Source organism: Streptomyces glaucescens (assembly GCF_002154375.1).
GTDB classification, from domain to species: domain Bacteria; phylum Actinomycetota; class Actinomycetes; order Streptomycetales; family Streptomycetaceae; genus Streptomyces; species Streptomyces glaucescens.
Genome location: NZ_MUND01000620.1, coordinates 1 through 3,605, shown reverse-complemented (window position 1 = coordinate 3,605; position 3,605 = coordinate 1). Strand labels below are relative to the sequence as shown.

4 protein-coding genes are annotated in these 3,605 nt (G+C 73.5%); 3 read left to right on the top strand and 1 reads right to left on the bottom strand.

What is annotated here, in order from left to right:
- Together CCN42_RS33250 and CCN42_RS33245 are read left to right on the top strand one after the other, a co-directional pair.
- Positions 1-652 (top strand): MFS transporter (locus CCN42_RS33250; protein WP_143662104.1); only part of this gene is annotated, 652 nt, incomplete at its 5' end.
- Between the two features lie 81 nt (positions 653-733).
- Positions 734-1,477 (top strand): maleylpyruvate isomerase family mycothiol-dependent enzyme, encoded by a 744-nt coding sequence (locus CCN42_RS33245; protein WP_422641228.1) that lies wholly within the window; start codon positions 734-736, stop codon positions 1,475-1,477.
- A 132-nt stretch (positions 1,478-1,609) separates the two neighbouring features.
- Here CCN42_RS33245 and CCN42_RS33240 read toward each other — a convergent pair whose 3' ends face one another.
- On the bottom strand, positions 1,610-2,017 hold the full coding sequence (locus tag CCN42_RS33240; protein WP_086741134.1) for a MarR family winged helix-turn-helix transcriptional regulator: 408 nt from the start codon (positions 2,015-2,017) through the stop codon (positions 1,610-1,612).
- Positions 2,018-2,102: 85 nt separating this feature from the next.
- Between CCN42_RS33240 and CCN42_RS33235 the strand changes: the two genes are divergently transcribed.
- On the top strand, positions 2,103-3,590 hold the full coding sequence (locus tag CCN42_RS33235) for an MFS transporter (protein ID WP_086741133.1): 1,488 nt from the start codon (positions 2,103-2,105) through the stop codon (positions 3,588-3,590).
- Positions 3,591-3,605 lie beyond the last annotated feature (15 nt).

The window sequence follows — 3,605 nt, the reverse complement described above, 5'->3', positions numbered from 1 at the left end:
GGGACCGCCGGGACCGCCGGAAGCAGCGGAACCGCCGAGGCCGCCGGAGCCGACGACGGGCGGGCGACCCGGCGCGAGCGTCCCGCCCCGCCCTCGCCCCGACCGCCGCACCCGCGCCCTGGTGGCCGTCTTCGGCCTGATCGCCCTGTGCACGGCCTACGGCGAGGGCGCACTCGCCGACTGGGGCGCGCTCCATCTGGAGCAGGACCTCGACGCCTCCCCCGGCGTCGCGGCGATCGGCTACTCCTGCTTCGCGCTCGCCATGACCCTGGGCCGGCTGAGCGGAACGGTCCTGCTGGAGCGCCTGGGCCGGACCCGCACCGTGGTCGCGGGCGGCGCCACCGCAGCGGTCGGCATGCTGCTGGGCTCGCTGGCGCCCTCGCTGTGGGCGGCGCTGTTCGGCTTCGCGGTGGCGGGCCTCGGTCTCGCCAATCTCTTCCCGGTCGCGGTGGAGCGGGCGGGCGCGCTCGCCGGCCCGAGCGGGGTCGCGGTCGCCTCGACCCTGGGTTACGGGGGCATGCTCCTGGGCCCGCCCGTCATCGGTTTCATGGCCGACTGGTTCTCCCTGCCGGCCGCCCTGACCAGCGTGGCGGCGCTCGCCGCGATTGCGGCGCTGATCGGGTTCGCGACCCGGCGCGCCACCGCCCAGTGAGGCCGGGGGGAGGTCCGTCCCGGGACGGCGGCGGGAAGACCGCCTTGCCTTGGAGCGTGCTCCATCCGGCAGACTCCGCCCATGGAATCCACTGCTCTGGAGACAGGCCGCTACGTCGAGATCCTCGACAGGGAAGGCCGAGCGCTCGCCTCCGCCGCCGAGCGGGCGGGGACCGGCGCCAAGGTGCCGACCTGCCCCGACTGGCAGGTGCGCGACCTGCTGCGGCACACCGGCACGGTGCACCGCTGGGCCGCGTCGTACGTCCGGGAGGGGCACACCGAGCGACGCCCCTTCGGCGATCCGCCGGAACTCGACGGCCCCGAACTGGTGGCCTGGTACCGCGAGGAGCATCGCCGGCTCGTCGACACGCTCGCCGCGGCGGCGCCGGACGTGGCGTGCTGGGCGTTCCTGCCCGCGCCGTCGCCCCTGGAGTTCTGGGCCCGTCGGCAGGCCCACGAGACCGCCGTGCACCGCTTCGACGCGGAGGCGGCACTCGGCGGCACCCCGGGCCGGGTGGAGGGCGACTTCGCGACGGACGGCATCGACGAGCTGCTGCGCGGTTTCCAGGCCCGTTCCCGGAGCCGGGTGCGCACGGACGAGCCCCGGGCGCTGCGGGTGCGCACCACGGACACGGACGCGGTGTGGACCGTACGGCTCTCGCCGGAGCCGCCGGTGACGACGCGGGACGCCTCGGAAGGGGCCGACTGCGAACTGTCCGGCCGGGCGGAGGAGTTGTATCTGGCGCTGTGGAACCGGCTGCCCGTTCCGTCGGTGACCGGGGACCGGGCGCTGGCCGCCCTGTGGCGGGAACGGTCGGCCGTCTGAGGCCGTTCCCCGCGCTCGGCTTCGCGCGTTGGGGCTCGGCCCTGCACGTCCGGGCCCGGCCCTGCACGTCCGGGCCCGGCCCCGCGCGTTGGGGCTAGCCCCCGCACGTCCGGCTCGGCCCGGCGTCCGGACTCAGTCCGGCGTGTCCTGGCCCAGCATCCGGGTCAGCACCGCCCGCTGCGCCGGCAGCACCTCGGCGTGCAGGGCGCGCCCCTTCTCGGTGAGGGCCACCCGCACCCCGCGCCGGTCCTCCGGGCACATGCCACGGCTGACCAGCCCGTCCTTCTCCAGCCGCGCGATCAGCCGGGAGAGAGCGCTCTGGCTGAGGTGGACGTGCTCGGAGATCTCCTGCACGCGGTAGCTGCAGGGGCCCTTCGGCGTGTCCCCCTCGGCCAGCACGTCGAGGACCTCGAAGTCACTGGCGCACAGGCCGTGCCCGTGCAGGGCCCGGTCGAGTTCCCACTGGGTGTGCGCGTGCAGCGCGAGGATGCCCCGCCACTGCTCCACAAGCGCCTGCTCGGCCGCCTTCTTCGCCGCCATGTTCGCACCGTAGCAGAGAAATCGTTTTGTTGCATGGGGATTAAATGCGCTTGCATTGAATGCAGGTGCATGTAGTGTCCGTGCCATGACCTCTCCGCTCACCGCTCCCACACCCGAGGCGCGGCCCGAGGTGCGCTGGACACCCCGGTTGTGGGGCACCCTGCTCGTGCTCTGCGCCGCGATGTTCCTCGACGCGCTGGACGTGTCCATGGTCGGCGTGGCCCTGCCGTCCATCGGCGCCGACCTCGGCCTGTCCACCTCGACCCTGCAATGGATCGTCAGCGGCTACATCCTCGGCTACGGCGGCCTGCTGCTGCTCGGCGGACGCACCGCCGACCTGCTGGGCCGGCGCCAGGTCTTCCTGGTGGCCCTGGCCGTCTTCGCCCTCGCCTCGCTCCTCGGCGGACTCGTCGACTCCGGCCCGCTGCTCATCGCGAGCCGCTTCATCAAGGGACTGAGCGCGGCCTTCACCGCCCCGGCCGGCCTGTCGATCATCACCACGACGTTCCCCGAGGGGCCGCTGCGCAACCGGGCCCTGTCCATCTACACCACCTGCGCCGCCACCGGCTTCTCGATGGGCCTGGTGCTGTCGGGCCTGCTCACCGAGGCCAGCTGGCGGCTGACCATGCTGCTGCCCGCGCCCATCGCCCTGATCGCGCTGGTCGCCGGCCTCAAGCTGCTCCCGCACAGCACCCGCGAACGCGACCACCGCGGCTACGACATCCCCGGCGCCGTCCTCGGCACCGCCGCCATGCTGCTGCTGGTGTTCACCGTCGTCCAGGCACCGGAGGCCGGCTGGGCCACCGCCCGCACCCTGCTGTCCTTCCTGGCGGTGGCCGTGCTGCTGACCGCGTTCGTGCTGGTTGAACGGCGCTCGCCGGGGCCGCTGGTACGGCTCGGCGTGCTCCGTTCCGGCACCCAGGTGCGCGCCCAGCTCGGTGCCATGGCCTTCTTCGGGTCGTACGTCGGCTTCCAGTTCCTGGTCACCCTGTACATGCAGTCGCTGCTGGGCTGGTCCGCGCTGCACACGGCGCTCGCCTTCCTGCCGGCGGGCGCGCTGGTGGCGGTGTCGTCGACGAAGGTCGGCGCGATCGTCGACCGGTTCGGCACCCCGCGCCTCATCGCGGCCGGCTTCGCGCTGATGGTCGCCGGTTACGCGCTCTTCCTGGGCGTCGACCTCGACCCGGTGTACGCGGTCGCCATCCTGCCGAGCATGCTGCTGATCGGCGCGGCCTGCGCACTGGTCTTCCCGTCGCTGAACATCCAGGCCACCAACGGGGTCGACGACCACGAGCAGGGCATGGTCTCCGGACTCCTCAACACCTCGGTGCAGGTCGGCGGCGCCATCTTCCTCGCCGTGGTGACGGCCGTGGTCACCGCCCACACCCCCGAGGACGCCGGCCCGCAGGCCGTACTCGACAGCTACCGGCCGGGCCTGATCGTGGTCACGGGCATCGCCGTGGCCGGCCTGCTGATCGCCCTGACGGGTCTGCGCACCCGGCCCTCCCAGGCATCGGTCGTGGTCGCCAAGTCCACCACCCCGGAGGCGGAACGCGTCCCGGTACGCGACTAGGGGGTGTCGTCAAAC